This is a genomic window from Streptomyces sp. NPDC002785 (genome assembly GCF_040295565.1).
Taxonomy (GTDB): Bacteria; Actinomycetota; Actinomycetes; order Streptomycetales; family Streptomycetaceae; genus Streptomyces.
In genome coordinates, this window is sequence record NZ_JBEOVN010000397.1 from 1 (window position 1) to 2,228 (window position 2,228).

General features: G+C 69.8%; 2 protein-coding genes. One reads left to right on the forward strand and one right to left on the reverse strand.

The window, feature by feature from the left end; translation table 11 throughout:
• Positions 1-87: 87 nt before the first annotated feature.
• On the reverse strand, positions 88-1,314 hold the full coding sequence (locus ABTZ94_RS37325) for an acyl-CoA dehydrogenase family protein (RefSeq protein WP_351207873.1): 1,227 nt from the start codon (positions 1,312-1,314) through the stop codon (positions 88-90).
• 174 nt (positions 1,315-1,488) lie between these two features.
• Between ABTZ94_RS37325 and ABTZ94_RS37330 the strand changes: the two genes are divergently transcribed.
• Positions 1,489-2,139, forward strand: a complete 651-nt coding sequence (locus ABTZ94_RS37330; protein ID WP_351207875.1) for a TetR/AcrR family transcriptional regulator — start codon at positions 1,489-1,491, stop codon at positions 2,137-2,139.
• Positions 2,140-2,228 lie beyond the last annotated feature (89 nt).

Here is a 2,228-nt window from a genome sequence, read left to right on the forward strand (position 1 = left end):
GGCTGGGATTTCAGCCGTCCGGCGACCGAGGACAGCCGACGCGGGGATGCGGGCCGCACGAGCGTGAACCGTGCGCCCCGCCCCGCGCTAGCGGATCGGCATGCCCGAGAGGGTGCGGGCGATCACCAGGCGCTGGATCTCGCTCGTGCCCTCGAAGATCGTGTAGATCGCCGCGTCCCGGTGCATCCGCTCCACCGGGTACTCACGGGTGAAGCCGTTGCCGCCGAGGATCTGGACAGCCTGCGCGGTGACCTTCTTCGCCGCCTCGCTCGCGTACAGCTTGGACATGGAACCCTCGGCCGAGGTGAACGGCTTGCCGGTGGCCGCCATCCAGGAGGCGCGCCAGACCAGCAGCCGGGCCGCGTCGATCTGCGTACGCATGTCGGCGAGCTGGAAGGCGACGCCCTGGTTGTCGATGATCGGCCGGCCGAACTGGGTGCGGGTCTTCGCGTAGTCCAGCGCGACCTCGTACGCGGCACGGGCGGTGCCGACCGCCATGGCGCCGACCGCGGGGCGGGAAGCCTCGAAGGTGGCCATCGCCGCGTTCTTCACCCGCTCGCCACCGGACGCGGCGCGCTCGCGGGCCCGGGCCAGGCGCTGGTCGAGCTTTTCCTTGCCGCCGAGCAGGCAGTGGCCGGGGACACGGACGTCCTCCAGGACGACCTCGGCGGTGTGCGAGGCACGGATGCCGTGCTTCTTGAACTTCTGGCCCTGGGAGAGGCCGGGGGTGTTCGGCGGCACGATGAACGAGGCGTGCCCCTTGGAGCCGAGCTCCGCGTCGACCACGGCGACGACGACATGGACATTGGCGATACCGCCGTTGGTCGCCCAGGTCTTGGTGCCATTCAGCACCCACTCGTCCTTGGTCTGGTCGTACACCGCGCGGGTACGCATCGAGGCGACGTCGGAACCCGCGTCCGGCTCGGAGGAGCAGAAGGCGGCGACCTTCACATCGTCGGCGTCGCCGTACATCTGCGGGATCCAGGTGCCGATCTGCTCCTCGGTGCCATTGGCGAGGACACCCACGGCCGCCAGGCCCGTACCGACGATCGACAGGGCGATGCCCGCGTCCCCCCAGAAGAGCTCCTCCATCGCCATCGGGATACCGAGGCCCGTCGGGTCGAAGAACTGCTGGGCATAGAAATCGAGGGAGTAGATGCCGACCTTGGCCGCCTCCTGGATGACGGGCCAGGGCGTTTCCTCGCGCTCGTCCCACTCCGAAGCCGCCGGACGGATCACATCCTCGGCGAAGCCGTGAAGCCAGTCACGGACCTGCTTCTGGTCGTCATTGAGTTCGAGCGTGAACTCGACCATGTGCCCCTCCACGTACTGCCCCGGAAAACCACTCGTTACTAGCGGTAACCGCAGTCTGTTACCGGCAAGTAGCCCCTGTCAACCGCCCGGGTGCCGATCCGCATCCCGCAGGGCAGGGTGTTACGTTGCGCAGGCAGGACGCAATGTGCAAGGCCAGGGGTGGGGAGAGGCGACATGGAGACCACACGACAGGCCGAGCGCCAGCGGACAGCGGCCGAGAGCCGCCGCCGCGAGCTGCTCGAGGCCGCCGACCGCGTGGTGCTCAGGGACGGACCGGGGGCCTCGATGAACGCCATCGCAGCGGAGGCCGGAATCACCAAGCCCATCCTCTACCGGCACTTCGGCGACAAGGGCGGCCTCTACCGCGCCCTCGCCAAGCGCCACACCGATGCCCTGCTCATCGCTCTGCGGGCCGCGCTCGACGCACCCGCCGAGCGCCGTCGGCGCGTGGAGTCGACGCTCGACACCTATCTCGCGGCGATCGAGGCCCGCCCGCAGGTCTACCGCTTCCTGATGCACCCGTCCGACGACTCGGCACCCCCGACCGAGCAGGGCTTCGATGTCGGACGGCACTCCGCGCCGCTGCTGCGCCGGCTCGGCGAGGAGCTCGCCCTGGTGATCGCCGAGCGGGTGGACCTGGGCCCGGACAGCGAGACCATGGCCCGCATATGGGGCCACGGCATCGTCGGCATGATGCACGCCGCGGGCGACTGGTGGCTGGGGGAACGCCCCTGTTCCCGGGAGCAGTTGGTGCGCAGCCTGGCGGATCTGCTGTGGGGCAGACTGGCTGCCGCGGGCGACCGGCCCGGCGGCCCGGGGTTCTGAGGGACCGTGCGGTCAGAGGCTGTCGGGTGACCTCGGATCGGAAAGCGGACGCGGTCTGGTGCGTGCGATTCCAAAGCGGAGGAGGGAGG